Origin of the sequence: Dongia soli (assembly GCF_034044715.1) — a bacterium.
Lineage (GTDB): Bacteria > Pseudomonadota > Alphaproteobacteria > Dongiales > Dongiaceae > Dongia_B > Dongia_B soli.
Window position 1 is genome coordinate 873099 of sequence record NZ_JAXCLW010000002.1, and the last position, 25157, is coordinate 898255.

The 25157-nt window shown below is 58.8% G+C and carries 24 protein-coding genes; 18 read left to right on the forward strand and 6 right to left on the reverse strand.

The window, feature by feature from the left end; genetic code table 11:
- The first annotated feature begins 3 nt into the window (after nucleotides 1-3).
- The 7 genes from SMD27_RS10530 to SMD27_RS10560 all read left to right on the forward strand — a co-directional run bounded on the left by SMD27_RS10530 (nucleotide 4) and on the right by SMD27_RS10560 (nucleotide 10559).
- A complete protein-coding gene (locus SMD27_RS10530) occupies nucleotides 4-993 on the forward strand; it encodes an ABC transporter substrate-binding protein (RefSeq protein WP_320508320.1) in 990 nt (329 codons plus the stop codon).
- A 194-nt stretch (nucleotides 994-1187) separates the two neighbouring features.
- Nucleotides 1188-2231 carry a quaternary amine ABC transporter ATP-binding protein gene (locus SMD27_RS10535; RefSeq protein WP_320508321.1) on the forward strand — a complete coding sequence of 348 codons (1044 nt, stop codon included), beginning with the start codon at nucleotides 1188-1190 and terminating at the stop codon, nucleotides 2229-2231.
- Between the two features lie 12 nt (nucleotides 2232-2243).
- On the forward strand, nucleotides 2244-4265 hold the full coding sequence (locus SMD27_RS10540; RefSeq protein WP_320508322.1) for an ABC transporter permease: 2022 nt from the start codon (nucleotides 2244-2246) through the stop codon (nucleotides 4263-4265).
- 116 nt (nucleotides 4266-4381) lie between these two features.
- Nucleotides 4382-5173, forward strand: a complete 792-nt coding sequence (locus SMD27_RS10545; protein WP_320508323.1) for a DeoR/GlpR family DNA-binding transcription regulator — start codon at nucleotides 4382-4384, stop codon at nucleotides 5171-5173.
- Nucleotides 5174-5256: 83 nt separating this feature from the next.
- Nucleotides 5257-6156: a choline kinase family protein gene (locus tag SMD27_RS10550; protein WP_320508324.1), complete on the forward strand. Its 900-nt coding sequence runs from the start codon at nucleotides 5257-5259 to the stop codon at nucleotides 6154-6156.
- Nucleotides 6157-6165: 9 nt separating this feature from the next.
- Complete coding sequence (locus SMD27_RS10555; RefSeq protein WP_320508325.1) at nucleotides 6166-8625, forward strand: GcvT family protein; 2460 nt, start codon at nucleotides 6166-6168, stop codon at nucleotides 8623-8625.
- Nucleotides 8626-8810: 185 nt separating this feature from the next.
- On the forward strand, nucleotides 8811-10559 hold the full coding sequence (locus SMD27_RS10560) for a TadE/TadG family type IV pilus assembly protein (protein WP_320508326.1): 1749 nt from the start codon (nucleotides 8811-8813) through the stop codon (nucleotides 10557-10559).
- Between the two features lie 3 nt (nucleotides 10560-10562).
- Here SMD27_RS10560 and SMD27_RS10565 read toward each other — a convergent pair whose 3' ends face one another.
- Nucleotides 10563-11087, reverse strand: a complete 525-nt coding sequence (locus SMD27_RS10565) for a hypothetical protein (protein WP_320508327.1) — start codon at nucleotides 11085-11087, stop codon at nucleotides 10563-10565.
- A 71-nt stretch (nucleotides 11088-11158) separates the two neighbouring features.
- Nucleotides 11159-11725: a TadE/TadG family type IV pilus assembly protein gene (locus SMD27_RS10570; RefSeq protein WP_320508328.1), complete on the reverse strand. Its 567-nt coding sequence runs from the start codon at nucleotides 11723-11725 to the stop codon at nucleotides 11159-11161.
- Nucleotides 11726-12261: 536 nt separating this feature from the next.
- On the opposite strand from SMD27_RS10570, the gene SMD27_RS10575 reads away from it, so the two are divergent.
- The 9 genes from SMD27_RS10575 (at nucleotide 12262) to SMD27_RS10615 (ending at nucleotide 21168) form a co-directional block, all read left to right on the forward strand.
- Nucleotides 12262-12456: a Flp family type IVb pilin gene (locus tag SMD27_RS10575; RefSeq protein ID WP_320508329.1), complete on the forward strand. Its 195-nt coding sequence runs from the start codon at nucleotides 12262-12264 to the stop codon at nucleotides 12454-12456.
- Nucleotides 12457-12516: 60 nt separating this feature from the next.
- Complete coding sequence (locus SMD27_RS10580) at nucleotides 12517-12984, forward strand: A24 family peptidase (RefSeq protein ID WP_320508330.1); 468 nt, start codon at nucleotides 12517-12519, stop codon at nucleotides 12982-12984.
- A gap of 118 nt (nucleotides 12985-13102) precedes the next feature.
- Nucleotides 13103-14101, forward strand: a complete 999-nt coding sequence (gene cpaB / locus SMD27_RS10585; protein ID WP_320508331.1) for a Flp pilus assembly protein CpaB — start codon at nucleotides 13103-13105, stop codon at nucleotides 14099-14101.
- A gap of 2 nt (nucleotides 14102-14103) precedes the next feature.
- Nucleotides 14104-15876: a type II and III secretion system protein family protein gene (locus SMD27_RS10590; protein ID WP_320508332.1), complete on the forward strand. Its 1773-nt coding sequence runs from the start codon at nucleotides 14104-14106 to the stop codon at nucleotides 15874-15876.
- An 8-nt stretch (nucleotides 15877-15884) separates the two neighbouring features.
- Nucleotides 15885-16571, forward strand: a complete 687-nt coding sequence (locus SMD27_RS10595; protein WP_320508333.1) for a CpaD family pilus assembly lipoprotein — start codon at nucleotides 15885-15887, stop codon at nucleotides 16569-16571.
- Nucleotides 16572-16586: 15 nt separating this feature from the next.
- The gene (locus SMD27_RS10600) at nucleotides 16587-17792 is read left to right on the forward strand and encodes an AAA family ATPase (protein WP_320508334.1); all 1206 of its coding nucleotides are present in this window, start codon (nucleotides 16587-16589) and stop codon (nucleotides 17790-17792) included.
- A 4-nt stretch (nucleotides 17793-17796) separates the two neighbouring features.
- Complete coding sequence (locus SMD27_RS10605; RefSeq protein WP_320508335.1) at nucleotides 17797-19206, forward strand: CpaF family protein; 1410 nt, start codon at nucleotides 17797-17799, stop codon at nucleotides 19204-19206.
- Nucleotides 19199-20203 carry a type II secretion system F family protein gene (locus SMD27_RS10610; RefSeq protein WP_320508336.1) on the forward strand — a complete coding sequence of 335 codons (1005 nt, stop codon included), beginning with the start codon at nucleotides 19199-19201 and terminating at the stop codon, nucleotides 20201-20203. The genes SMD27_RS10605 and SMD27_RS10610 overlap by 8 nt, the downstream gene beginning before the upstream one ends.
- A 5-nt stretch (nucleotides 20204-20208) precedes the next feature.
- Nucleotides 20209-21168: a type II secretion system F family protein gene (locus tag SMD27_RS10615; protein ID WP_320508337.1), complete on the forward strand. Its 960-nt coding sequence runs from the start codon at nucleotides 20209-20211 to the stop codon at nucleotides 21166-21168.
- 17 nt (nucleotides 21169-21185) lie between these two features.
- Here SMD27_RS10615 and SMD27_RS10620 read toward each other — a convergent pair whose 3' ends face one another.
- On the reverse strand, nucleotides 21186-21959 hold the full coding sequence (locus SMD27_RS10620) for a tetratricopeptide repeat protein (protein WP_320508338.1): 774 nt from the start codon (nucleotides 21957-21959) through the stop codon (nucleotides 21186-21188).
- A gap of 147 nt (nucleotides 21960-22106) precedes the next feature.
- Between SMD27_RS10620 and SMD27_RS10625 the strand changes: the two genes are divergently transcribed.
- The gene (locus tag SMD27_RS10625; protein WP_320508339.1) at nucleotides 22107-22535 is read left to right on the forward strand and encodes a pilus assembly protein N-terminal domain-containing protein; all 429 of its coding nucleotides are present in this window, start codon (nucleotides 22107-22109) and stop codon (nucleotides 22533-22535) included.
- Nucleotides 22536-22633: 98 nt separating this feature from the next.
- Here the strand turns inward: SMD27_RS10625 and SMD27_RS10630 are convergent, their stop codons facing one another.
- Together SMD27_RS10630 and SMD27_RS10635 are read right to left on the reverse strand one after the other, a co-directional pair.
- Nucleotides 22634-22807, reverse strand: a complete 174-nt coding sequence (locus SMD27_RS10630; protein ID WP_320508340.1) for a hypothetical protein — start codon at nucleotides 22805-22807, stop codon at nucleotides 22634-22636.
- Nucleotides 22798-23136, reverse strand: a complete 339-nt coding sequence (locus SMD27_RS10635) for an extracellular solute-binding protein (protein ID WP_320508341.1) — start codon at nucleotides 23134-23136, stop codon at nucleotides 22798-22800. The genes SMD27_RS10630 and SMD27_RS10635 overlap by 10 nt, the downstream gene beginning before the upstream one ends.
- A 107-nt stretch (nucleotides 23137-23243) precedes the next feature.
- Here SMD27_RS10635 and SMD27_RS10640 point away from each other — a divergent pair, with 107 nt between their 5' ends.
- Nucleotides 23244-24023 (forward strand): aminotransferase class I/II-fold pyridoxal phosphate-dependent enzyme, encoded by a 780-nt coding sequence (locus SMD27_RS10640; RefSeq protein WP_320508342.1) that lies wholly within the window; start codon nucleotides 23244-23246, stop codon nucleotides 24021-24023.
- A 119-nt stretch (nucleotides 24024-24142) separates the two neighbouring features.
- Here SMD27_RS10640 and SMD27_RS10645 read toward each other — a convergent pair whose 3' ends face one another.
- Nucleotides 24143-24925, reverse strand: a complete 783-nt coding sequence (locus tag SMD27_RS10645) for a 3-hydroxybutyrate dehydrogenase (RefSeq protein ID WP_320508343.1) — start codon at nucleotides 24923-24925, stop codon at nucleotides 24143-24145.
- Nucleotides 24926-25157 lie beyond the last annotated feature (232 nt).

Sequence of the window (25157 nt, forward strand, 5' to 3'; positions counted from 1 at the left end):
GAGATGTCCAAGCTCAGGTTGGCCGGTGCGGCCGGCATCGTTGCGTCCGTTTTGTCCCTCGCTGTCCTATCATCTGCGGGTTTGTCGCAACGGGCCATGGCGGCAGCCGTGCCGGAAAGCACCGATCCGATCAAGATCGCTCTGTTCGACTGGACCGGCGTCAACCTGAACGCGACCATTCTCTCGAAGATCCTGAAAGCGCAGGGCTACAATGTGGATCTGGTGACGGCGGATTATCTCGCCAGCATCAATACCGGCCTGCGCACCGGCGATCTCACCGTGGGCATGGAATATTGGGACACCACCGCCAGGGAAGCGATGGCCGATGCGGATGCCAGCGGACAGACGGAAAATCTCGGCAAGCTCGGCCCCAAGGCCAAGGAAGAATGGTGGTTCCCGGAATATATGAAAGAAAAATGCCCCGGCCTGCCGAATTGGGAAGCGCTGAAGGATCCGAAATGCGCCGAGGCTTTCTCGACGCCGGAGACAGCACCCAAGGGACGTTATCTTGGGGGCCCGGTGACCTGGGGCGGTTTCGATGACGAACGCGTCGAGGCCCTGGGCTTGCCCTTCGAAGTCGTGCATGCCGGGACCGATGCCGCGATGTTCGCTGAATTGGAATCCGCTTATCAGCGCAAGGCGCCGATCATCCTGTGGATCTATTCGCCGCATTGGGCGCCGGCGAAATACAAGGGCGAATGGGTGCAGTTCCCCGAATGGACCAAAGAATGCTACGAAGATCCGAAATGGGGCACCAATCCAAATGCCACATATGATTGCGGCAAGCCTCATGGCGAGATCTGGAAATATGGCTGGGCGGGTATGAAGGACAAATGGCCCGTCGCCTATAAGATCACCAAGAACTATACCATCGATACCGATGAGCTGAACAAGATGATCGGTGAGATCGATCTCGACAAGAAGTCGATCGATGAGGTTGCCGATGCCTGGGTGGCCAAGCATCAGGCCGAGATCAAGAAGTGGGCTGAATAGGCCGCCGGCCGCGCTGTCGACTGGCCAGTCGCGGTATCGTCCGAGACTGGCCCGTGCCCGAGATGAGAGGTGCCGCAACCTGACCATGTTCACGGCGGCAACTCGCCAGCCTGAGTTGCCACCGTCATGCCGCTTCTCCCGATAGCGCGGCCTTGCTTTTAGAGGCGAATGATTAGGGCCCAATGACGGAGACAATGACGCGAATGCCCATGACCGACCGGCCCGTCAAACTCTCCTGCCGCAATGTCTGGAAGGTTTTCGGTCGAGAGGCCGAACGCTTCCTGCAAAATCACTCAACGCCCACTGCCGATCAGATCGCCGATGCAGGGTTGCTGGCGGCGGTGCGCGATGTCAGCCTGGACATTCATGACGGCGAGATCTTCATCGTGATGGGCCTCTCCGGTTCGGGCAAATCGACGCTGCTGCGCTGTCTCTCGCGTCTGATCGAGCCCAGCGCCGGGTCGATCCTGCTTGATGGCGACGATCTGCTGAAGGCTGACGAAGCTCGGTTGATCGATATCCGCCGCCACAAGATGGGCATGGTGTTCCAGAATTTTGCGCTGCTGCCGCATCTCTCCGTTCTCGAGAACGTGGCCTTTCCCTTGTCGGTCCAGAATGTCGGCAAGGTGGAGCGTTTGCGGCGGGCGATGGAAGTCATCGAATTGGTGGGATTGAAAGGCCGTGAGCAATCCTATCCCCGCCAGCTTTCGGGCGGCCAGCAGCAGCGCGTCGGGATTGCCCGCAGCCTGGCGGTCAATCCAGAACTCTGGTTCCTCGACGAGCCGTTCTCGGCTCTCGATCCCCTGATCCGGCGCGAGATGCAAAGCGAATTGCTGCGGCTGCAGAATGTGCTGAAGAAGACCATGGTCTTTGTCACCCATGATTTCGATGAAGCCATTCGCCTCGCCGACCGGATCGCCATCATGAAGGATGGCGCGGTGATCCAGACCGGTACGCCGGAGGAACTGGTGACCAATCCGGCGACCGATTACGTGGCGGAATTCACGCGCGATGTGCAACGTGCCAAAGTGGTTTCCGCAGCCAGCGCCATGCAGCCCCCCAGTACCGGCCATTTCGACAGCGCCGTCGCCGCCGATCTGAAGATCCAGGCGGTCGCCGCCCAGGTCATCGGCGGCGGCAAGCCGGTCGCCGTCACCGCCGCCGATGGTAGCGTCATCGGCGAGCTAACGCCGGATGCGGTGCTCACGACGTTAATTGGCCGCGAGGCGCATAGATGAGCTGGCTCCGTCATGGCCGTGCTTGATCAAACTGCGCCGGGATCAGCCCTGCGCTGGCGGAACTGGCGCTGGCCCCTTGCCTGGATGGCGTTGCTGCTGATCGCGATCGGGTTGATCAGCCTGCCCGGTCTCGCACCCTGGGCCATCGATTACCCGAAGCAATGGATCATCCCTCTCGCCGCCGAGCTGACGGTGCTGATGAAATGGGTGGTGAAGAATTTCTTCATCATCACCCGCGCCATCGCCTCGATCCTACAGGTGCCGCTTGACCTGGCGCTCGGTCTGCTGGCCAAGGGATTCACATTCGGCAATGGCGCCGGGGCCTTGCATTTGCCGCGCATGTCCTGGCTAGGCATCATCATCGCTTTCACCTTGCTGGGCCGCATGCTCGGCGGTGGCGGCATCGCCCTGATCGCCTTTATCTGCTTCAGCTATATCGCTTTATTCGGCCAGTGGGACAGCGCCATGTTGAGCCTGGCCTCGATTGCCATTTGCGTTCCCTTTGCCGTTCTGCTGGGCCTCGGCTTTGGCATCCTCGCGCATCGTAGCCCGAAACTCGATACCTATGCCATCCGGCCGATGCTGGACCTGATGCAGACCGTGCCGGCCTTCGCCTATCTGGTGCCGGTCCTGCTGCTCTTCGGTTTCGGTCCGGTCTCGGCGATGATCGCCACGATCATCTTCGCCATGCCGCCGATGGTGCGGGCGACGGCGCTCGCTTTGCAGCAGGTACCGGAAGACATCCAGGACTTTGCCAGCATGGCCGGCTGCACGCGGGGCCAGCGGCTGTGGCGCGTGATGATCCCCACGGCCCGCCCGTTGCTCATGGTCGGCGTGAACCAGGTCATCATGATGACTCTCAATATGGTGATCATCGCCTCGATGATCGGCGCAGGTGGGCTCGGCTACGATGTGCTGCTGGCTTTGCGATCCCTGGATATCGGTAAGGCCTTGGAGGCCGGCCTCGCTATCGTCGCGCTTGCGATCGCCCTGGACCGGCTGAGCCAAGCCGCCGCCGACCAGGGACCGCTCGACCCGACGGCACCTTCGCGCCGTCGTCGATATGCGATGATCGCCCTCGCCGTCCTTTTCCTCACCACCCTGGGCGGCCTGTTCTGGCCCTGGCTGGCTGGTCTGCCGAAGGATATGACGCTGACGACGGGACCGATCTGGAGCGAGATGATCGCCTGGATCAACGTGAACTTCTTCGATGCGATCGATGCGACCCGAACCTGGCTGCTGCTTCACCTGCTTAATCCCGTGAAGCAGTTTCTGCTGAAGACACCATGGATCGTGCTGGTCGCGGCGCTTGGCCTGCTCGGGCTTTATCTCGGCGGTATACGCCGGAAGCAAGGTTGGCACCTGGCGAGCTTGGCCATGCTGCTTTTCGCCTTCAGCGCCGTGGTCGGCCTGTGGGAGAAGGCCATGATCACCGTCTATCTCTGCGGCATCTCTGCCGCCTTCGCCTGCCTGATCGGCATTCCCCTTGGCATTCTCGGCGGCCGGCGCGCTTTGGCGAACCGCATTCTCGGCGTCGTGGTCGATACGCTGCAAACCCTCCCCAGCTTCGTCTATCTGATCCCCGTCGTCATGCTGTTCCGGGTGGGCGATGTCACCGCGATGATCGCCATCGTGTTCTTCGCCGTGGCGCCGGCCATCCGCTATACGAGCCATGGGATCCGGCAGGTGCCGTCACAGTTGATCGAGGCGGCGACCGCCATGGGCTGTACGCGCCGCCAGCTTCTCTGGCGCGTGCAACTGCCTTTGGCGCTGCCGGAAATCCTCCTCGGCATCAACCAGACGATCCTGCTCGCCCTCAGCATGCTGGTGATCACTGCTCTCGTGGGCACCCGCGATCTCGGTCAGGAAGTTTACATCGCCTTGACCAAGGCCGATCCCGGCCGTGGCATCGTTGCCGGCCTGGCCATCGCCTTCATCGGTATCACGGCGGACCGGCTGATGTCGGCCTGGGCCAGGCGATTGCGCCAGGGCATGGGGCTGGCAACCGTGGAAGGCGGAGCAGCGAATCATTGACTTGGGCATGTGTGGGCAGACACAGCTACGCACGAGAACAGGACTGCTTGCAGAGTTAAGGGCCAGGGTTACGTGCCCAAGTTACACGCTGGAGTTACGAGCCGGGGAGGCCCGCTATGAGTGATGTCGCATTGGATTTACCGGCCCTGCGCCTGAACGACCGGCAAGGCGCCTTGCTGGAGATGCTCCGGCGCGAACAGATCTGCAGCATCAGCGGTCTTGCCGAGGCATTGGAAGTTTCCACCGAAACCGTCCGGCGCGATATCCGGCTGCTGGCCGCCAAGGGCCTGGTGGTCAAAAGCCATGGCAATGTGCACTGGCCAGACCGGCGCGACGATCAGCCGTTGCAGCGGCGCATGTCGGAGAACATGGCCGGCAAGAGCCTGATCGCCGCCGCCGTTGCCCGGGAGATCACCGACGGCGAATCCCTGCTGATCGATAGTGGCAGCACGACGATCTTCGTTGCCGAGGCCTTGCGCGGGCATCGTAATCTCACCGCCATCACCATCTCCGCCCCGATCGCCCAGCATCTCAGCCAGGGCAGCGGCAACCGGGTCTTCCTCGCCGGCGGCGAGATGCGGGCGGATGACAGCGCGGTTTTCGGTCCGGCCGCCCTCGCCTTCATCGAGCAATTCAGCGTCCACACGGCGATCGTTTCCGCCGCCGCGCTCAGCGCCGATCAGGGGTTGATGGATAACCACCTTTGCGAAGCGGAGGTCTGCCGGGCGCTGGTCAAGCGGGCTGAACGCGTCATCGTCGCCGCCGATAGCAGCAAGTTCAGCGCCAAGGGCCTGATCGTCGCCTGTGGTTTTGAGGATATCGATCTGCTGATCACCGACGGGCCGCCGCCGCCGAATGTGGCGGAAAAGTTGGAAGCAGCGGATGTTCAAGTGCAGATTGCCACTTAAAACAACATAAAACAGTCATTATTTGTTGCTTTTGGATTGATGTACGCCCGGAAGCATGGCACTTTTCCGGCAGCAAGGAGGCGATGACGCATGAGGGTTTCGCGGTCGTGACAACGGCGCTGGAGCAAGCTGCGGCTTTGGATTTCTGGACCGGGCCGGTCAGCCCGATCCAGATCAAAGGCGGCATCACCAATGCGAATTTCATGGTCGAGGATGCAGGCCACAAATACTTCGTCCGCATTGGCGACGATATCCCCGTTCACGGCGTCATGCGCTTCAATGAACTGGCCGCCAGCCGTGCTGCTGCGTCTTGTGGTCTGTCGCCGGCAGTCCGGCATAGCGCGCCGGGCACGCTGATCTTCGATTTCATCGATGCCCATACCTTCGCGGCGGAGGATGTCAGGCAGCGGCCTAATCTGACGCGTATCCTGGATCTCGTCCGCCGTTGTCATCGCGAGATGCCGAAGCATGTACGTGGTCCAGCTTTGATCTTCTGGGTCTTCCAAGTGCTGCGCGATTACGGCCATAGCCTCAAGGACGGCAAAAGCCGTCATCTCGATGCGCTGCCGCGCCTGATGGGCATTGCCGGGGAGCTGGAGCGCATGGTGGGCGCGGTCGAGATCGTCTATGGCCATAACGATCTGCTGCCGTCCAATTTCCTCGACGATGGCAAGCGGCTTTGGCTGATTGATTGGGACTATGCCGGCTTCAATTCGCCCCTTTTCGATCTCGCCAATCTTTGCTCCAACAACGAGGTGCCTGCGGCGGACGAGGTCTGGCTGCTGGAAGCCTATTTCGAAAAGCGCGCAGATGACGATCTGCTGCTCCGCTATCATGCGATGAAATGCGCCTCGCTGTTGCGCGAGACGCTGTGGAGCATGATTTCCGAGATTCATTCGACGCTCGATTTCGATTACGCCGCCTATACGGCAGAAAACCTGGCGCGGTTCGAACGCGCCTATGACGAACTCACCCATCGCTGAGGTATGACGATGTCCGAATTCCCGAGCCAGGCCCGCGCTGTCGTCATCGGCGGCGGCATCATCGGCTGCTCAACCGCCTATCATCTCGCCAAGCTCGGCTGGAAAGGCACGATCATCGTCGAGCGGCATAAGCTGACCAGCGGCTCGACCTGGCATGCGGCGGGCCTTGTGGGCCAGCTCCGCACCTCGGCCAATATCACCCAGCTCCTGAAATATTCGGTCGAGCTCTACAACAAGCTGGAAGAGGAAACCGGCCTGGCAACCGGTTGGAAGATGAATGGCGGGTTGCGTCTCGCCTGCAACCGGGAACGCCTGACGGAAATCAAGCGCCAGGCGACCACGGCGCATTCCTTCGGTTTGGAGATGGAAATCCTCACCGCCCAGGAGGCGCAGAAGCTTTGGCCGGTGATGGATATCTCCGATGTGGTCGGCGCCGCCTTCCTGCCCACCGACGGCCAGGTCAATCCCGCCGATATCGCCCAGTCGCTGGCCAAGGGCGCGCGGCAGAACGGCGTGAAGATCTACGAGGAAACGGCGGTCACCGGCATCGTCATCGAAAAAGGCCGCGCGGTTGGCGTCGTGACCGACAAGGGGACGATCCGCTGCGATGTGGTGATCAATTGCGGCGGCCAATGGGCGCGTGAGATCGGTCAGCTTGCCGGCGTCAGCGTGCCCCTCACCTCCGTCCAGCATCAATATATCGTCACCGAGCCGATGGGCGGCGTGCCGAAGAACCTGCCGACCCTGCGCGATCCGGATCGTCTGATCTATTTCAAGGAAGAGGTTGGCGGCCTGGTCATGGGCGGATACGAGCATAATCCGATTCCGTGGAAGCCGAATGGCGAGCGCGGCAAGCTGCCGGAGAATTTCGCCTTCCAGCTTCTGGAGAATGACTGGGATCATTTCGAGCCGCTGATGGAACAGGCCATGGCCCGCGTCCCCGGCCTGCAGCAGGCGGGCATCAAGCAGATGATCAATGGGCCGGAGAGCTTCACACCGGATGGAAATTTCATCCTCGGCGAAGCGCCGGAGCTGAAGAACTTCTATATCGGCGCCGGCTTCAACGCCTTCGGCATCGCCTCTGGCGGTGGCGCCGGCCGGGCATTGGCGGAATGGGTCGCTGCCGGCGAACAGCCGATGGATCTCTGGCCGGTCGATATCCGGCGCTTCGGCACGGTGCATCGCGATAAGAACTGGGTGCTGACGCGCACGCTGGAGGCCTATGCCCATCACTATTCGATGGCCTGGCCGCATGAGGAACTGGAAAGCGGCCGTCCTGTCCGCACCTCGCCGCTTTACGGCCGGCTGAAGGAGCAAGGTGCCGTCTTCGGCTGGAAGCTCGGCTGGGAAAGACCGAACTGGTTTGCCCCCAAGGGCGTCGATCCGAAAGATATTTATAGCTACGGACGGCAGAACTGGTTCGATCATGTCGGCGCCGAACACAAGGCGGCGCGCGAGCGTGTCGTGCTGATCGACCAGACGTCTTTCGCGAAGTTCATGATGGTCGGCAAGGATGCCGAAGCGGCGCTGAGCTGGATCGCCGCCAATGACGTGACGAAGAAGCCGAGCAGCATCATCTATACGCAGATGCTCAACCAGCGCGGCGGCATCGAATGCGATCTGACGGTCACGCGTCTTGCCGAGGATGCCTATTACATTGTCACCGGCACCGGCTATGCGACCCATGACTTCAACTGGATCAGCCGGCATATTCCGGAGGGGCTCGATGCCCGTCTCATCGATGTCACCTCGGCCTATGGCGTCTTGTCGCTGATGGGGCCGAAGGCGCGCGATGTGCTGCATGAAGTGACGCTCAGCAACATCTCCAATACCGCCTTCCCCTTCGGCACGATGCAGGAAGTCATGATCGCCGGTGTGCCGGTGCGTGCTTTGCGCGTGACCTATGTCGGCGAGCTCGGCTGGGAGCTGCATGTGTCGATGGATGGGCTTGCTGTCGTCTATGACGCGCTGATGCAGGCCGGCGTGCCGCATGGCATCGCCAATGCCGGCTATCGCGCGATCGAGAGCCTGCGCCTGGAGAAGTTCTATCGTGCCTGGTCGAGCGATATCTCGCCCGATCATTCGCCGCTGGAAGCCGGGATGGGCTGGGTCGTGAAGCTGAAGAAGAATATTCCTTTCCTCGGCCGCGATGCCCTCTCGACCCTCGCCGCGAAGAAGCTGCCGAAGCTTCTTGCTTGCTTCACCGTCGATGATCCGTCGATCGTGCTGCTCGGACGCGAAACGATCTTCCGCAACGGCAAGCAGGTCGGCTGGCTGGCTTCGGGCGGCTATGGTTATACCCTGCAAACCAATATCGGCATTGGCTATGTCCGCAACCCGCAAGACGGCGTTTCACCGGAAGATGTACTGAGCGGCAGCTACGAGTTGGAAATCGCCTGCCAGCGCTATCCCGCCAAGGTCAGCCTGCAACCGCTCTACGATCCGAAGAACGAACGGGTGAAGGCGTAAGTATTCAATTTTAGGAATACAGTATTGAGAATAAGCGAAGCGCACATTTCAATGTGCGCTTTTGCATAAATATCGACGAAATATCCAATGATTTCAGGGCATTAATCGTTTCTTTAGCAATCTGACCTAAAAGGACCAGTCTCAAGATACGGCGCGCTGATGCGTGCCATCCTATGAGGATGCCGATGCGGCTGCGCTCGTTCCTGCCTAAACAATGCGATCTCGCGCTGCGCGCCAAGCGCCGCCTCTGGCGCGATACCAGCGGCTCGGTTGCTCTTTATGTCGCCGTCACCATGACCGTCATGATTGCCGCCGTTGGCATCGGCATCGATACGGCGCGGGCGTTTCTGTTGAAATCGAAACTGTCGCAAGCGCTCGATGCTGCTGCCTTGGCCGGCGGCAAAGTCATGATGTCGAGCAATCGCGACAGTGACATCGAGATGTTCTTCAATGCCAATTTTCCGGCGAATTACATGGGCGCCACGGTGAATGGGCCGCATATTGAAGAGCCCAATGGATCCTCAAGCAGCACGCTGACTTTATCGGCGACGGCAGATATCAAGACAATCTTTGGCAGCTTTTTAGGCGTCGATACGATGACCGTCGCTGCCTCAACCGAAGTGACGCGTGCCTTGAAGGCTCTGGATGTCGTTCTTTCCATCGACGTGTCCGGATCGATGAAGACCTATGACGATGATGTGCGCGATGCCGCCAATGATCTGGTCGACATCCTGTTCGATAATAAAGATGACCCGCCGGAGGTTACGATCGACGGCGTAACCTATCAGTTGCTACATATCGGTCTTGTGCCCTGGAATTCGAAAGTGAACATCAAGGGCAGCTCAGGAGTGAAGTTGGAGGCTAGCTCGACCATAAGCAATCCGGTGACAGGCAAGCAAAGCCAGAGTTGGGACATGATCTATCCCGATGACGGGGTCGGCGGCAAAGAACATCGCATCAAGCTCTTGACTCAACCGGATGACAATTGGAAGGGCTGCGTCTATGCCCGTTATCTCGGGGATGATGACCAGGGTTATGACAATGCCGACCTGACGCTCGGCTATACGGCAACCTGGCCAGGCTGGCAGCCGATTCCAACACTCGAGGGCGAGCCAAGGGAGTTCAAAAAAGGCGAACCTACGAAATGGGACAACAAAAGCGGCGGGTATATGAACGGGACCGATTGGACTAATACAACAAAGGTCTGCGACCAATCTTATTGGAATGACAGTATCGCCAATTCCGTTCCGCACGACTTGCTTGTGCGCTATCCCAGCAGTTACCCGGCGACCAATGGAACGCCGAATAACTGGAAAGTCGCAAAGCCGAACTTCGGCAAGAGCCATAATGATTGTGACGCTTGCTACGAGCGCGGCATCACCCGGCTGCAAACAAATAGACTCGCCATCCGCGATGCCATCGGCGGACTGGACGGTCCGAAGGGCTCCACCAATATTACCCAGGGTCTGTTTTGGGCTTACCAGACCGTCATGCCAGGCGCGCCATTCAACGATGCGCTGACCGATGAAGAGGTTGCCAATAAATTTCCCCGCAACCGTGCCATTGTGCTGCTGACGGACGGCGAAACCGTCGGCGGCAACGGTGATGCCTATAAAGGTTATTTCGGATCAGGGACCCAGGCTGGCACTAACACCAGCCATGGGATGTTGTCAGCGGAAGGCGATTACTGGCCGGCCAACAAGCAGAATAGCCTCAATAATCGGTTGTTGAAGCTGGCGGCCAAGATCAAAGGGCCCTCGGCTGCCCGTATCTATGTGATCCAGTTTCGGAGTACCGCCAATACAGCCCTGCTGCAAAGCGTAGCCTCAGGCAAGGACGCACCTTACTTCTTTAATGCGGCAGATCCGGATGAGTTGCGGAATGCTTTCAGGCAGATCGCAGCGGATCTCTCGACCCTCCGCCTGACACAGTAAGCCTTACGAAGTGCTGCCGTCACCGTCGCAGCCGCCACTGATTCCCGACAGGTTGTTCCCGCGTGGTCGGAAATAGGCGACGTCGTAATATTCCATACCGCTCCAGATGATATTGCCGAAAACCGGGGCGAAGTTGTAGCGCGTTTCGGCCACAATGACGTTCGCACCGGTATCGACAGTGAAGTTCGCCGGCAGGCTTGGCGTATCGCCCGATCCACCGATTTTGCTGCCGACACCAGCCTTGCTGGAACACTGCCAGGCTATTTTCGCCTGCTCATTCTTTGCCCGCGTAATCGAGCTGATCACCACGGCGCCCGGCTCGAAACTGAAGGGCCGCATGATCTCGTCTGCACCAGAAAACAGATCCTGCAATTGATCGCCGGTGATGCCGACCGGCTGGCGCGCGACGAGGTCGCCGATCTCGACAGTGACGCGGGTGATCTTTTGATAGATGATCAGGCCACGCGGTACCTCGAAGGCGCCGAGGGCCAATATTACAAGGAATGGCAACGCGGCAGCGAATTCCATCGCCGCGACGCCGCGCCGATTGCGACGGAGCCGATGGAAACCCGCACGGCAAGACCGCATAAGAGCTACCGTCAATTCTGCCAACCGCCTTCACCGGATTTGCAAGTCGATCCGACCGGGCAAGGTTCGTTCTGGACGACGACCGTAGCCGTCATGGGCATCTTGCCATCCTTGCCGAGAAATTGACGCATGATTGGCGTCAGCACATCCCAGTCGTAATCGACCTTATATTGAACGATCTCATTCCCCGAGCCCGGACTGTCCGCACCTTGATCCGCATCCCATTGATGATTCACATTGACGTCGGTATAGGGCTCGCCCTGGTCATATTGGCCATTGCCGTTGGTATCGGTATAGGGTTCGGGCTGGCCGATATTGCCAAAACTGGTATAGACCTTGGTGCTGATCCGCGACGGGTCGATTTCGACCGGGCCGATCGCATATCGTTTCAGGACCGCGACGATTTCTGCTTTCCGCTCGCCAGAGGTGGCTTCCTGTCCCGTCACACCATAACGCGCCGCCTCGCGCAATCCCCCTTCGATGGTCGACATGTTGAACATCATCAGACCGACTTCGATGGTACCCATGCTGAGCAAAAAGAGCAGCGGCGCGACGAAAGCGAATTCGATCGCGGTCACGCCATCGCTGCGACGAACGAAGCAAGATATTCGTTTTGAGAACCGGCTTGAGCTCAACAACATGACGGCACGTTTGATATGAGAAATGTCGATTGCGCCTAGAGTATCTGCCGAGTTTGCACGGCGCTTCTTATCAAAGCATAGACAGTGCAAAAACGGGCGATTATTTACGGTTAATAAAGTATTGACGCCCGCAGGTAGCGAAAATCCCATTGAAGCGGCGACATTCACCTTTTCGCAACCTTTCTGATCTACAAAACGGAACATTTGGCGGGGCTCTAATTCCCGCCAAAAATCACGACATGCACACGCAGATGTAAGTATAAAAATAAATATTTCCATGTGATTTTGCATCGTTTTTGAGATGTTTTACTGAATATCTAAACGATAATAAAGAACAGATGCGTATTTTTATTTGACCACTATGTTGAATAGAGTATCGTCATCGCAAGACGGATTTCCAGAGCCCCGCGGAAATCATGATGTGTCGGTTCAAGGGACAGCCTTCCGGGTCACCACTTCGTCAGGAGACAAATATGTTGAAATTGGTTCGCAAGTTTAAAGGTAGCAAGTCTGGCGTCACCGCCATCGAATACGGTCTGATCGCTGGTTTCATCTCGGTCGTCATTATTGGAGCGCTGACGGCATCGAGCAGCAGTATGGAAAGCATCTTCACAAAGATTCAGAACGCCCTCCACGATGCAGCGGCTGGTGGTGGTACGACTGGTTAAGTTTAATAGCGCGATGAACTGAACAGGTTCAACTGCGCGGATTTTACTTTGACCGCAGACATGGTTAGTAGCGCGACAGCAATCGCAGGCATCGTTCTGATGATCCTTGCCGCGCTATCGGATAGCCGGAGTTATCTAATTCCGAACTGGTTGACGGCGGGCGTCGCTCTGACGGCCGCCGTCAGTTTCTTGCGCCTGCCGTTTGACCTCACGTTCCTTGCGTTACATCTTGGCGCCGCGCTTCTGATCCTCGCCGTCGGCTTCGCGCTCTTTGCCCAGGACCTGTTCGGCGGCGGCGATGTGAAACTGCTGACTGCTTTGGCGCTTTGGACCGGTTTTGCGGATCTCCCTCGGCTGTTATTGGTAACGACACTGGCGGGCGGCCTGCTTGCGCTCGGCATCCTGATATGGCGACGGTTGCGCCTTGCCTCGGGCGGCGTCATCGATCAGCGCCTGCCTTATGGGATCGCCATCGCCGCCGGCGGAATCGATTTCTGTATTCGCCAGCTGGAAATATTCCCTAAGTAGAATAGATATTTCCGCCCTGCCCCTCTTTACCCTTTTTTCACTATACAGCCCCAAAATCATAGTAAATATGCGCGCTGTCCGGTGCGCTGCCTGAAATCACGCTGCTTCGAGACGCCATATGCGACCGATCGTCATCGTCTTCGTTCTGTTTGCGGTCATCATGGCCGGCCTCGCAGCTTTTCTCGCCAAGACCTGGCTGGATGCACGCAAGCCAATAGCGGTGCATAGCACGACGGCGCAAGCGCCGGCCAAGCCTGCCGGCATGATCCAAGTGCTGGTCGCGGCTCGTCAGATCGAGGCGGGCACACGCTTGACGTCCGAGGATATCCGCTGGGCCGATTGGCCGAAAGCGGCGGTCGAGGATCGCTTCATCAAGGAAGATGAGATCGACAAGGCGGCGGAAAAGGCAACCACCGAACCGTCCGGCTCTTCCATGATGCCGGTCGTCAAAAAGGAAACGGACCAGGCAACCCATACCGGCACCGTGGTGATTGGCGCCGTTGCCAAGCGGCGTATTCTGAATGGCGAGCCGATCGGGTTGGAATCCATCATCCAGCCCGGTGATAAAAGCATTGTCGCCGCCATCCTGCCACCCGGCATGCGGGCGATCAGCATCCCCATTTCCACGGAAAGCGCGGCAGCCGGGTTCATCGCACCGGGTGATCATGTCGATGTGTTGCTTGCATCGAATGTCCGCTCGGCCGTCGGCGATAGTGACAACAAGAAAGAAGATGTCATCATCAACTGGTCGACGGAAACTATTCTGCATGATGTCGCGGTTCTGGCGATTGATCAGCAATTGGGGAAGACCAAGGATGATGGACCGGCCATCATCGGCAAGACGGCCACGCTGGAAGTTTCCCCCGCTGATGCCGAACGCCTGCTGGCCGCCCAGCAACTGGGTTCGCTGAGCCTGGTGCTGCGGAGCATGGTCGCCGACGCTAAGCCGGAAGCCGAACCACTCGACGACGACTACGACGATCCGATCCTTTACACCTCGGATAAAGACGTCAGCAAAGGCTTGGCGGCGTTGTCCGGTGGGAAGAAGGGTATTGTCGGCAATAGCGACAAGGTCCGCGTCAACCGCGGTGGCGCCCTTTCGGAACAGAGCTTCTAAATATGCGTTTATTTCCCCGCCTTCTCTGCTTATCGGGCCCCGTCGCACTCGTCCTGGGAGTGATTCTCCCGGCCCATGCGCAGCAGGCGCCCACCTTAACCGACTGGCAGCCTGGCCCCGTTGTTACATCGCCGAATGTCGCTTCCCCTAATACGGCGCGGCGCGCCGACTGGGCGAAGATGGTTGATCAAACACCGGAACAGCATGCCAAGAAAATGTCGGCCGTCACGGCGCCGCAGATAAAGCCGGTACTACAGATTAATGATGCAACACCGCCGGCTGCGCAATCGGATGAGCCGCCGGTGATGGCAGCTCCCGTTCCTCCCGTCGCTGTGGCGCCGCTTGGAACCGCGGGAACGGCCGCTCCTGCTTTGGCAAGTATGACGCAGGAACAAACTGCTGCTACCGCGCCAGCGCCCAACTCGATAGCGCCGAAGAAAGTCGAAATACCAGTGCCTGTAGCCCCCACACCTGCGCCGCTATCAGGTATCGCTGCGGCCCCGGCCGACCGGCTCGTCCTGCCGCTGAATAAGACCAAGGGGCTGGCCCTGGGTGACGCTGTCCGGGATATCATCATTGGCAATCCGGATATCGCCGATATCGTCGTTCGCTCTCCCAAGCAGGTCTACCTGATCGGCAAGGCCATCGGCGACACCAATGCGTTTTTCGTCGATGCTCATGGCGAACTGATCCACAAGGTGGATATCGTCGTCCAACCGGACGCCGAAACTGTACAAAATAATATCGATACCTTGCTCCCCGGTGAGCATATCCAAGCAAAGGGCATGAGTGACTCGATCGTCCTCTCCGGCAGCGCCAGTTCCGACCGCGCAGCCGCCCAGGCACGTAACATCGCCCGGCGCTTTGTCGCCAAGGATGAGAATGTCGTCAATATGATCCGCGTCACCAGCGAACAGCAGGTCTTGCTGCGGGTGCGTGTCGCTGAGGCGCAGAAAACGGTGTTGAAGGAACTGGGTATCGACAACCTGCTGAGCCCGACCACCTTGGGGCCGCTCACCATCGATGCGGCAACCTCGGCCCTCGGCCTGGGTCCGAATATCGCCGGAACACTTGGCATTTCCTCGGGTAATTTCGATTCGACGGTCCGATTGCTGGAACAGCATGGTTTCATCCGCACCTTGGCAGAGCCCAATCTGCTGGCGGTTTCGGGCGAGACGGCCAGCATGCTGGCGGGCGGGGAATATCCGATCCCGGCGCCGCAGGATGTAGACACCATCACCATCCAGTACAAGCCATTCGGCGTCAGCCTGGCCTTCCTGCCGGTGGTGCTGGATAGCGGCCGGATCAGCTTGAAGATTTCCACCGAAGTCAGTTCGCTGTCTCAGGCCAATGCGGTTTCGATTCCGACTTTCTCCGGCGACATTCAGGTGCAGGGCTTCACCACCAGGCGCGCCAACAGCACGGTGGAACTCCCCAGCGGCGGCAGTCTGATGATCGCGGGCCTGATGCAGAACGATATCATCAGCAGCCTGAACGGTATTCCGGGCCTGATGGATATACCGATCCTCGGTACACTCTTTTCATCGACATCGTTCCAGCGGAACGAGACGGAACTCGTCATCTTGGTTTCGGTGGTGCTCGCCAAGCCGACCGATCCGCGGCAACTGGCCTTGCCGACTGACGGTTTCGCGCCGGCCACCGATCTCGACCGCTATTTCATGGGCAATTTGCAGAACATCTATGTGAAGCGCCCCAATCCGGATCCCAATGCGCCGCAAACCCTGCAAGGGCCGATCGGCTATATCGTGAAGTGAGCGGAGAGATGCGACATCCGATCAGAAACGTCATGATGTTGGGCGGTTTGCTGATGATATCGGCATGCGGAACCGAGCCCTACTCGCTTTATGATCCACATGCGGCCTTTCCGACAACGGCGACACGGCGAACGGCTTATCTGGATGTTGCGCCATTCCAGCAACAGATCCCGGCAGCGACCGACAGCGGGAGGCTTCAGGAGTTCCTGGCAGCTTATCGCCAGAATGGAGAAGCCCCAATCGCCGTGACCTCCACTGCGCCGCACGTCTCCGATCCAATGGCGCAACGCGAAGCGCGCGACATCGCCATCTGGCTACAATCCCAAGGTGTTCCCGCTGGGGACATTCGTCTCTATGTGATGGAATCGCCAGTTGCCGCTGGACCGCAACTGACTTTTCCAATGTACACAGTCGCCCAACGCGAATGCGGCTATTGGAATTCTGCGATCACGAATGATCATGACAGCGCCAATACCGACAATTTCGGCTGCGCGACCCAGAAGAACGTCGATGCGATGACCGCCAATCCCCGCGATCTCCTCATGCCGTCGACCGCAACCGGCCGTGACGGTGCGCGGGCCTGGAAGATCGTCGACAATTATCAGCAGGGCAAGCCGATTCCAGGCGCGAATGACATCAAACAGGACGTCAATTACTCGCTTGGCACGACGCAATCGAGCGGCGGCGGCCAGTAAATCGGGGAAGCAGCCGTGAACCATCGACTGAACATCGACGTTTTCGCCCTGGCGCCTGAAACGGCGGAATCGGCGCTTGGCCTCAAGAATCTTCCCGCCTTCCTGCGTGCGACGGTGAACCCTCATTCCGGTGGTTTGGCAGGTGCCGTGAAGCATTACGCAACAAATGCTGCATCCCAGCTCATCATCGTCGAGGATGATGGCGATACCGCGGCATTAATCAAACGGTTGGAAGGCCTGGCCGGCGTGGTGGAGCCCGGCCGCAAATTGATCGTGATCGGTGCCGTCAACGATATCACGATTTATCGGCAGATCATTTCAATGGGCGTCGCAGATTATCTGCTAAGCCCAGCTTCGATCGGAGATCTGAGTGCGGCGATCGAACGCGCGACCCATGACCCGGCAGCCCAACCCAAAGGCAAGGTTATCAGCTTCTACGGCATTCGTGGCGGCGTCGGCAGCAGTACCGTAGCGCATAATGTGGCTTGGCTTCTGTCGACGCAGATGAAGATGCGGACGATCCTGGTCGATCTCGACCTCGCCTTCGGCACGGCCGCCCTCGCCTTCAACGAGGAACCGCGCCAGCCGCTAATCGACGCATTGTTGGATCCTGAACGCCTTGACCCGATTTTGCTGCAGCGGTTTATGGTTGGGGAGAGCGATGATCTGCAAATCCTGTCGACTCACGGCATGCCGCGTAGTTCGATGATACTGAGCCAGCTCGCCATCGAGAAGCTGGTCGATCTCTCCCGGCAGATGGCGGATATCGTCGTCCTTGACCTGCCGCATTACTGGGCGAACTGGGTCGAGGATCTATTGCTTCTCGCCGACGAAACCATCCTGGTGGCATCGCTCGACCTCGCCAATCTTCGCGATGCGCGCAATCTTGTAGACTTGCTGCGTGCTAAACGGGGTGAAGAGCGTGAGGCGCGGCTTGTCATCAGTAAGGCTGATATGGGTAAGCGCAGCCGCCTGACTGTCAAGGATTTCACCTCGACATTATCCGTGCAGCCGCTCGCGCAGATTCCCTTCGATCCCACATCCTTCATCGAATCCGTCAATGATGGCAAGGTGATCAGCGAAAAGAACCGCAAGCATAAAGCCGCCCTCGCCTTCCAAAGGATCGCCGATGCCGTATCGGGGCGACCGCAGCCAGCGCGCCGCCTTATGTCGTGGCGGCCCGCCCTGAAGCGGCAGGTTGCCAAGCCCGCCAGGACCTAGAACGATGTTTGGCAAACGCAACCATCCGATTGGCCAGGAAGCGCCCTCTGGCGCCGTCGCGGCGGCACCGGTCTTTGTGGCGACGCCGGCACCTCCCGCATCGGCCGTTGTCAAAATTACGAATGTCCGCCCGGCTGAATTGGACGGCCGTCTGGCAGAAATCAAGGCCAATGTCTTCAACGACCTGATCGCTACGGTCGATCTCTCCGAACTGGCCAGGCTCGATTCAACGTCGATGCGCGAGGCGATCAATGATGTCGTTTCGGACATTATCGGCGTTCGCAATCTGACCATCAGCGCCGCCGAACAGCAGCTTCTGATCACCGATATCTGCAATGACGTGCTGGGGCTTGGACCCTTGGAGCCCTTGATCGCGCGCGACGATATCGCCGATATCATGGTGAATGGCCCCAACAAGGTCTATATCGAAGTCAACGGCAAGATCGAATTGACCGATGTCCGGTTCCGCGACAATCAGCAATTGATGAATATCTGCCAGCGGATCGTCTCGGCTGTGGGGCGCCGGGTCGATGAATCGAGCCCGGTCTGCGACGCCCGTCTGCTCGACGGGTCGCGCGTCAATGTGATCGTGCCGCCTTTGGCCATCGACGGGCCGACATTGACGATACGGAAATTCAAGCGCGATCGCCTGACACTCGATAAGCTGATCCAGTTCGGTTCGATCTCACCGGCCGGGGCGAAGCTGCTGCAGATCATCGGTCATTGCCGCTTGAACGTGATCGTCTCGGGCGGTACCGGCTCGGGCAAGACCACCCTGTTGAACTGCCTGACGCAATATATCGATAGCGACGAGCGTATCGTTACCTGCGAAGATGCAGCCGAATTGCAGTTGCAACAGCCCCATGTCGTCCGCCTCGAAACCCGGCCGCCGAATTTGGAAGGCGTCGGTCAGGTCACGATGCGCGACCTGGTCAAGAACTGCCTGCGTATGCGGCCGGAGCGCATTATCGTGGGCGAGGTGCGCGGTCCCGAGGCTTTCGACCTGTTGCAGGCGATGAATACCGGCCATGACGGGTCGATGGGAACGATCCACGCCAACAATCCCCGGGAATGCATTTCCCGTATGGAAAACATGATCGCCATGGGCGGCTATAACCTGCCCGCCAAAACCGTGCGCGAACACATTGCCGGCGCGGTACAGGTCATCATCCAGGCCGCGCGATTGCGTGATGGTTCGCGCCGTATCACGCATGTCACCGAAGTGATCGGCATGGAAGGCGAAGTCGTCACCCTGCAGGATCTGTTCGTGCATGAAATTGCCGGGGAGGATGGCGCTGGCAAACTGATCGGCCGGCATCGTTTTACCGGGTTGCGCCCCTCGTTCTGGGATCGAGCGCGGTATTTCGGCCGGGAGCGCGAACTGGCCGAGATTCTGGAAAGCGACGATGCTTGACCTCGTCCTGCAGATGCCACCCTTGATCCTCGGCATTCTCGCCGGGTTGATCCTCTTACTGATCTGCGTCGCGGCTCTGCTTTTCGGCTCCCTCTACGGGCCAAAGGCAAAATTGCAGAAACGGATCACCAATGTAGTCGGCAAGCCGGTGGGTTCGGTCAAGTCGAGCAAGACCGATAAAGGCGGGCCGGATCGCCGACGGGGCGTAGAAGCGAAGCTTCGGGAACTGGAGCGTTTAAAGAAAAGCAAGCGCGGATATCGCTTGAACGAAGAGCTGGTCCAGGCGGGCCTGCGCGTCTCGCCGCGTCAATTCGTCGTAATCGCATGCATGGTCGGTCTGCTGCTGGCGGCATTATATCTGGTTTCCGGCTTGCCGCGGATCGGTCTGCCGCTGATCGCCATTATCGGCATGCTTGGCCTGCCTAAATTCTATCTGCGATTCCGGATCAAGCGACGGTTGAAGCAATTCACCGCTCTTTTTGCCGATGGAATCGATATCGTCGTGCGCGGTGTGCGCACCGGCCTGACAGTGGGCGAATGCCTTGCCATTGTCGGGCGAGAAATGCGCGACCCGGTCGGCAGCGAATTCCGGCAGGTGACGGAAGGTATTCATCTTGGCCTCAGCCTGGAAGAATGCCTGAACAAGATGCATGGCCGCGTCCCGACAACTGAGGTGCGTTTCTTCAATATCGTCCTTGTCATGCAGCAATCGACCGGCGGCAATCTGGCGGAAACCCTGGAGAAGCTGTCTGATATTATCCGGTCTCGTAAACGCATGCGCGACAAGATCCAGGCCTTGTCCAGCGAAGCCAAGACGTCCGCCGCCATTGTTGGGGCATTGCCGGTGCTGGTGTCGCTCGCTCTGGTAGGAGTCGCCCCGGATTACATCAAGATTTTGGTGACCGCCGATCTTGGCAAATGGCTCATTGCGGGCGGTCTCGTCTGGATGAGCATCGGTGTGTTCGTCATGGCGAAAATCATCAGTTTCGACCACTGAGGAAAATGATGCGGTTCGATATCGAATTTCTCATCCTCATCTGCGCGGCTCTGGCGGCTTTCGCCTCCATCCTTGCAGTGGGCCTACCCTTCTTCCGGGGAGAGCGCTTCGAATCCCGGTTAAAATCCATCTCGGATCGTCGGCGCGAACTGGCCAAGCAGCAGCGCGAATCCTTCCACGTGCGCGGCCGGTTGCAGGTTGGCAGCGGCTGGAAATTGAAGCAGCTGGCGATCCGCAGATTCAAGCTGCAGGACCTGCTGGAGGCCAAGGAATTGCGGCTGCAATTGGCCCGTGCCGGGCGCCGGGGCCAGCAAGCTGTCGTCAACTTTCTTTTCGCCCGCGTCGCGGCACCGCTCGGCTTACTGATCTTTTCGCTCTTCTACGCCTTCACGGTATTCGCGGAAAAACCCCTCGTCTTTCGCATATTTGCCGTTCTACTGGCGACGACAATCGGCAATTACCTGCCGATCATCCTGCTCAAGAATGCCGTCACCAAGCGGCAGCAAAAATTGCAGCGTGCTTATCCGGATGCACTCGATCTCATCGTCATCTGCGTCGAATCCGGCATGTCGATCGAAGCGGCTTTTGCCAAGGTCACCGAGCAGATGATGGAGGGTGCGCCGGAACTGGCGGAGGAGTTCGGACTGACGACAGCTGAACTCGCTTTCCTAAACGACCGCCGCCAAGCTTTCGATAATTTGGCGGATCGCACCGGCCTGCCTGCATTCAAGTCGCTGAGCACCACTTTGCAACAGTCCGAAAAATACGGCACGCCGGTCGCTGTCGGCCTGAGAGTTTTAGCAAAGGAAAGCCGCGATAGCCGTATGGCGGCGGCGGAAAAGAAAGCGGCGGCCCTACCGCCGAAACTGACCGTGCCGATGATTATGTTTTTTCTGCCGGTGCTTTTTATCGTGATCGGCGGCCCGGCAGTCATCCAAGTCTTGGATATGATGGCCCACCGGTAATCGCCGGCCGGCCAACTTCAATTGCTACCCAGCCCCTGATAATAATTGATATTGTTCCGCGCCATGTCATCGGGCAGGTCCATCCGGATCAGGCGCGTTGCACCGTCCTTGTCGCCTTTGAAAGCGAGCAACAACGCCAGGTTCTGGCGCATCTGGGGGCTGGCACTCGGCTGATTGACGGCCTGCTGCAGGGTCGAGATCGCCATATCCAATTGGCCGGATTGCGCAAGCGACAAAGCGTAGTTGTTCAGCAGATCGGAATTGGCGGGCGCCAGCTTCAGACCCGCCTGATAGGCCTCCTGCGCCAGGGCATATTGGCCTTGATAGTCGTAAGCGACCCCTAGAGCCGAATAGATTCCCCAATCATCGCGCGTCAGTCCCTTGGCCTGATTCAGCGCTGGGATCGCCAAATTCAATTGATCGGCCGCGAGATAATCCTTGCCGAGCTCGACGAGCAACGGCGGCTTCACGCCAACTTTAGTAATGCGCGCATTGACGACCTGGATCGCCTGTTGCGGCGACCCGGCAAAACGGAAATTCCGCGCCAGGGCCAGCAGGATGGTCTCGTCATCGGGATAACGCTGCAACAGCGTCGTATAATGATTGGCGGCCTCGCTGTATTTGTATCCCGCCTCGGCGTCTGCGGCCGCCTGGCGGAGCGTGACGTCCAGATTGGGAACGGCCGGCTCTTTCGCGGCATCTGCTATGGGAGCGCTGTCGGCGATGTCCTGGGAAGTAAAGCTCTTCACCGTGCTGCAGCCCGCAAGGAGGATCGAGATCGATAGAATCATGCAGCTGCTTTGCCATGCACGGAGCATCGTCAACCTCTTTATCCTGTGCCGTACCGACGGGAATTAACCTGGTCTTCACCAAGCCCGCTTAACGTTGTTGCAACGCCGCCGCATCCGGCAGCCGCGCTGGGACATTCTGGGCCTTTTATGATGAAGAAATCCTTTATGGGCTTTCTGCCCGCTTTGTTGGTTTGGGGATTATTTCTCGCCAGTCAAGCGAAAGCCGATTCCGTCCTCGCCGTCGACTTGAACGGCGCCCGGAGTATCGGCCTGAACGCCGCCGCCAATGATGTGATTGTCGGCAATCCCGCTGTGGCGGATGTGTCCCTGCAAGCGCCCGACCACCTTGTCGTTATCGGCAAGCAGGCGGGCCGCACCCGCGTCATCGCCATGGATGCAGCCCAGAAGGTTCTATTCAACCAGATCATCGTCGTCGTGGCCGGCGATGAAGGCATGGTGACCGTGACCGGCCCGCGCAAAGGCAATATCGTCCAGAACGACTATGCTTGCGCCACTCATTGTTCCGCTATACCCGGCGGCTCGGGATCCGGATCAGGTCAGCCTCCCGCTCCCTGATCAGCAATAACAAAAGCTTCTTCTAAGAGTGTGCCCCGGCTGACCGCGCACGGTCTACTGCGCGAGCCAGCTATTGAAGTGCCCATTCCAGGCGGTGCTCATGACGACCTCTCCATCCGCCAGTAATTGCGGCGGTTGCGCGCCGGCGGTCCACCACACGCGCAGTCGGGTTTGATCTGGTCGAGTTTCTTGAAGGCGCGATCAACGCCTTCGCTGGTGCCAAGTACCTTATAGACGTCCTGCGGGGCTTCGCCGTCGGCGATCAAGGCCATCTCGAATGTGGTCTCGGCGATTTGCGCAAGGCGCGCGGTCCGGGAAACTTCTTCACATCCCAGAAATCGGCGACAGTCTTCGGCCCGCCATTCGGGAATTTGCCGGCGTCATAAGCGTAGATCGTGTCGAAGACGATGGTAGCGAGGGCGCAATCCATTGCCGCGCCTTCGACAAACTGGTCGCGCCCGCCAAGCGCGCCATAGTCGATCGGTTCCAGCCAGCCTTCGTCGCAACCTTGCAGTGCGTGGCCGGGTTCGACATCGACCACATCCCACTCATCTGCTTCAGCTCCACCATGCTTTTGAGCTTGGCGGTCGAGCCGTCCCATTCATCCTGCAGGATTTTCGTGCCAGTCTTTTTCGCGAAAGGTTCGAAATAGGTCACATCCTGGCTTTTCGTGTAAGCCTCGCCGCCAGGGCATGATGCCGGATCAGCTTGAAACGGCCTGTCGGCAATGGTGGCCTCTGGGGGGGTGTGGTTCCGAGTTATCAGAACCCCACGGCCATCACCTTGCCCCTGGAACGTCGCCGGGCGCTTTTGGCGATTGCGCAGCGCTACAATGTCCTTCTGATCGAGGATGATGTCTACTGCCCCTTTCTGGATGCACCGCAGCAAAGCTTTGCCAGCATGGCACCCGATCTGATGGTGTATGTCAGCGGCTTCTCGAAATTTGTCGCCCCCGGCTTGCGCCTGGGCTTCGTCGTGGCGCCTCGCGCTTTGGTGGGCGATATTGCCGCCGCCGTCCGGATCAACTACTGGAGCATCAGCCCCCTCACCGCCTTGATTGCCACAGCGATGCTGGAGGACGGCGTTATCAACGACCTCGTGATGCGCCAGAAGGAGGACCTGCGCCGACGCCAAGCTTTGGTCAGCCGGATTCTGGCGAATTTCGATATCCGGACCGGCGATACCTCAACCCATTTCTGGCTGCATCTGCCCGAACCCTGGCCCTCTGCATCTGCACGACGTCGTGTGAGGAGCGTCGGCTGCCACGCTGGGAAAAAGCAAATACATCAATTGCGCGTGAAGGGCGAACTATCGCTCCGGTGTCGGGTTGTCGCTCCATTCCAGCGTCGCCCGGCCGATCACAAGACGATAAGAGCCGGTCGGGACTGCCTTCGGGAGGCTTCAGTCATGCGCTCAGTTCTGCTTTGGATTCTAGAAGTTCCGGTCCCCGTTATCCTGCTCGCCCTTTTTATCAATTCGTTGCAGTAATCGTTCGCATCATTTCACCTTTGATGAAACGGCGTGCAATCAAAAGCACAGCCCCAGTTGCCGACACGGCTATGCCGCCGGCAACTGGGCTGCCTGCCAGCCATGGTTGAATTTCCGGCTTACGCCGCGGTCCAGCCACCATCGATCGACTGCATGGAACCGTTAATCGATTTACCTGCATCCGAAGCCAAAAAAACTGCCAGGGCGGCAACATCCTCGACCGTGACGAATTCCTTCGTCGGCTGGGCCAGCAGCATCACATTCTTCTTCACCTCATCTTCCGTGATGCCGCGGGCTTTGGCGGTATCAGCGATCTGCTTTTCCACCAACGGCGTCCAGACATAGCCCGGACAAATGGCATTCACGGTGATGCCGAAGGTGGCCAGTTCCAAAGCGGCGGTCTTGGTCAGGCCAGCGATGCCATGTTTGGCTGCGACGTAAGCCGCCTTGAAAGGCGAAGCCACCAGGGCATGGGCTGAGGCGGTGTTGATGATGCGGCCCCATTTGCGCTGTTTCATGCCGGGAATGGCGGTGCGGATGGCATGGAAGGCTGAGCTGAGATTGATGGCGATGATCGCATCCCACTTCTCCACGGGGAATTCCTCGATCGGCGCGACATGCTGGATGCCGGCATTGTTGACCAGGATGTCGACGCTGCCGAAGGTCTTTTCGGCGGTTTTGATCATCTCGGCAATCTCACTGCCTTTCGACATATCGGCGGGTGAATAGATCGCCTTGACGCCGAAGGTGGTTTCGATCGACTTCCGCTCTTTTTCGATCGCCGCCGCATCACCGAAACCGTTGATCAAGACATTGGCGCCCTCTTTCGCCATTGCCTGGGCGATGGCGAGACCGATCCCACTGGTCGAGCCGGTGACGACAGCGGTTTTACCCTTCAACATGCCTAATCTCCGTCGTTTTGGTAGCTGGATGACGCGCTGGTCGGCTGGGATGCCGGCCGAATTGAGGTCACAGCATGCAGCGGTTTTTTGTGCGCTGCAATATACTTCTGGAAGCTGTCATCGATCTGCCATCTCCACTTCCCCTTGCCCTACAGGTAACGAAGGCATGATTTTCGAAAACGATGGGGCTAGCAATTCCATCCTTCGACGCCTAAACCTGATCATATTCTCT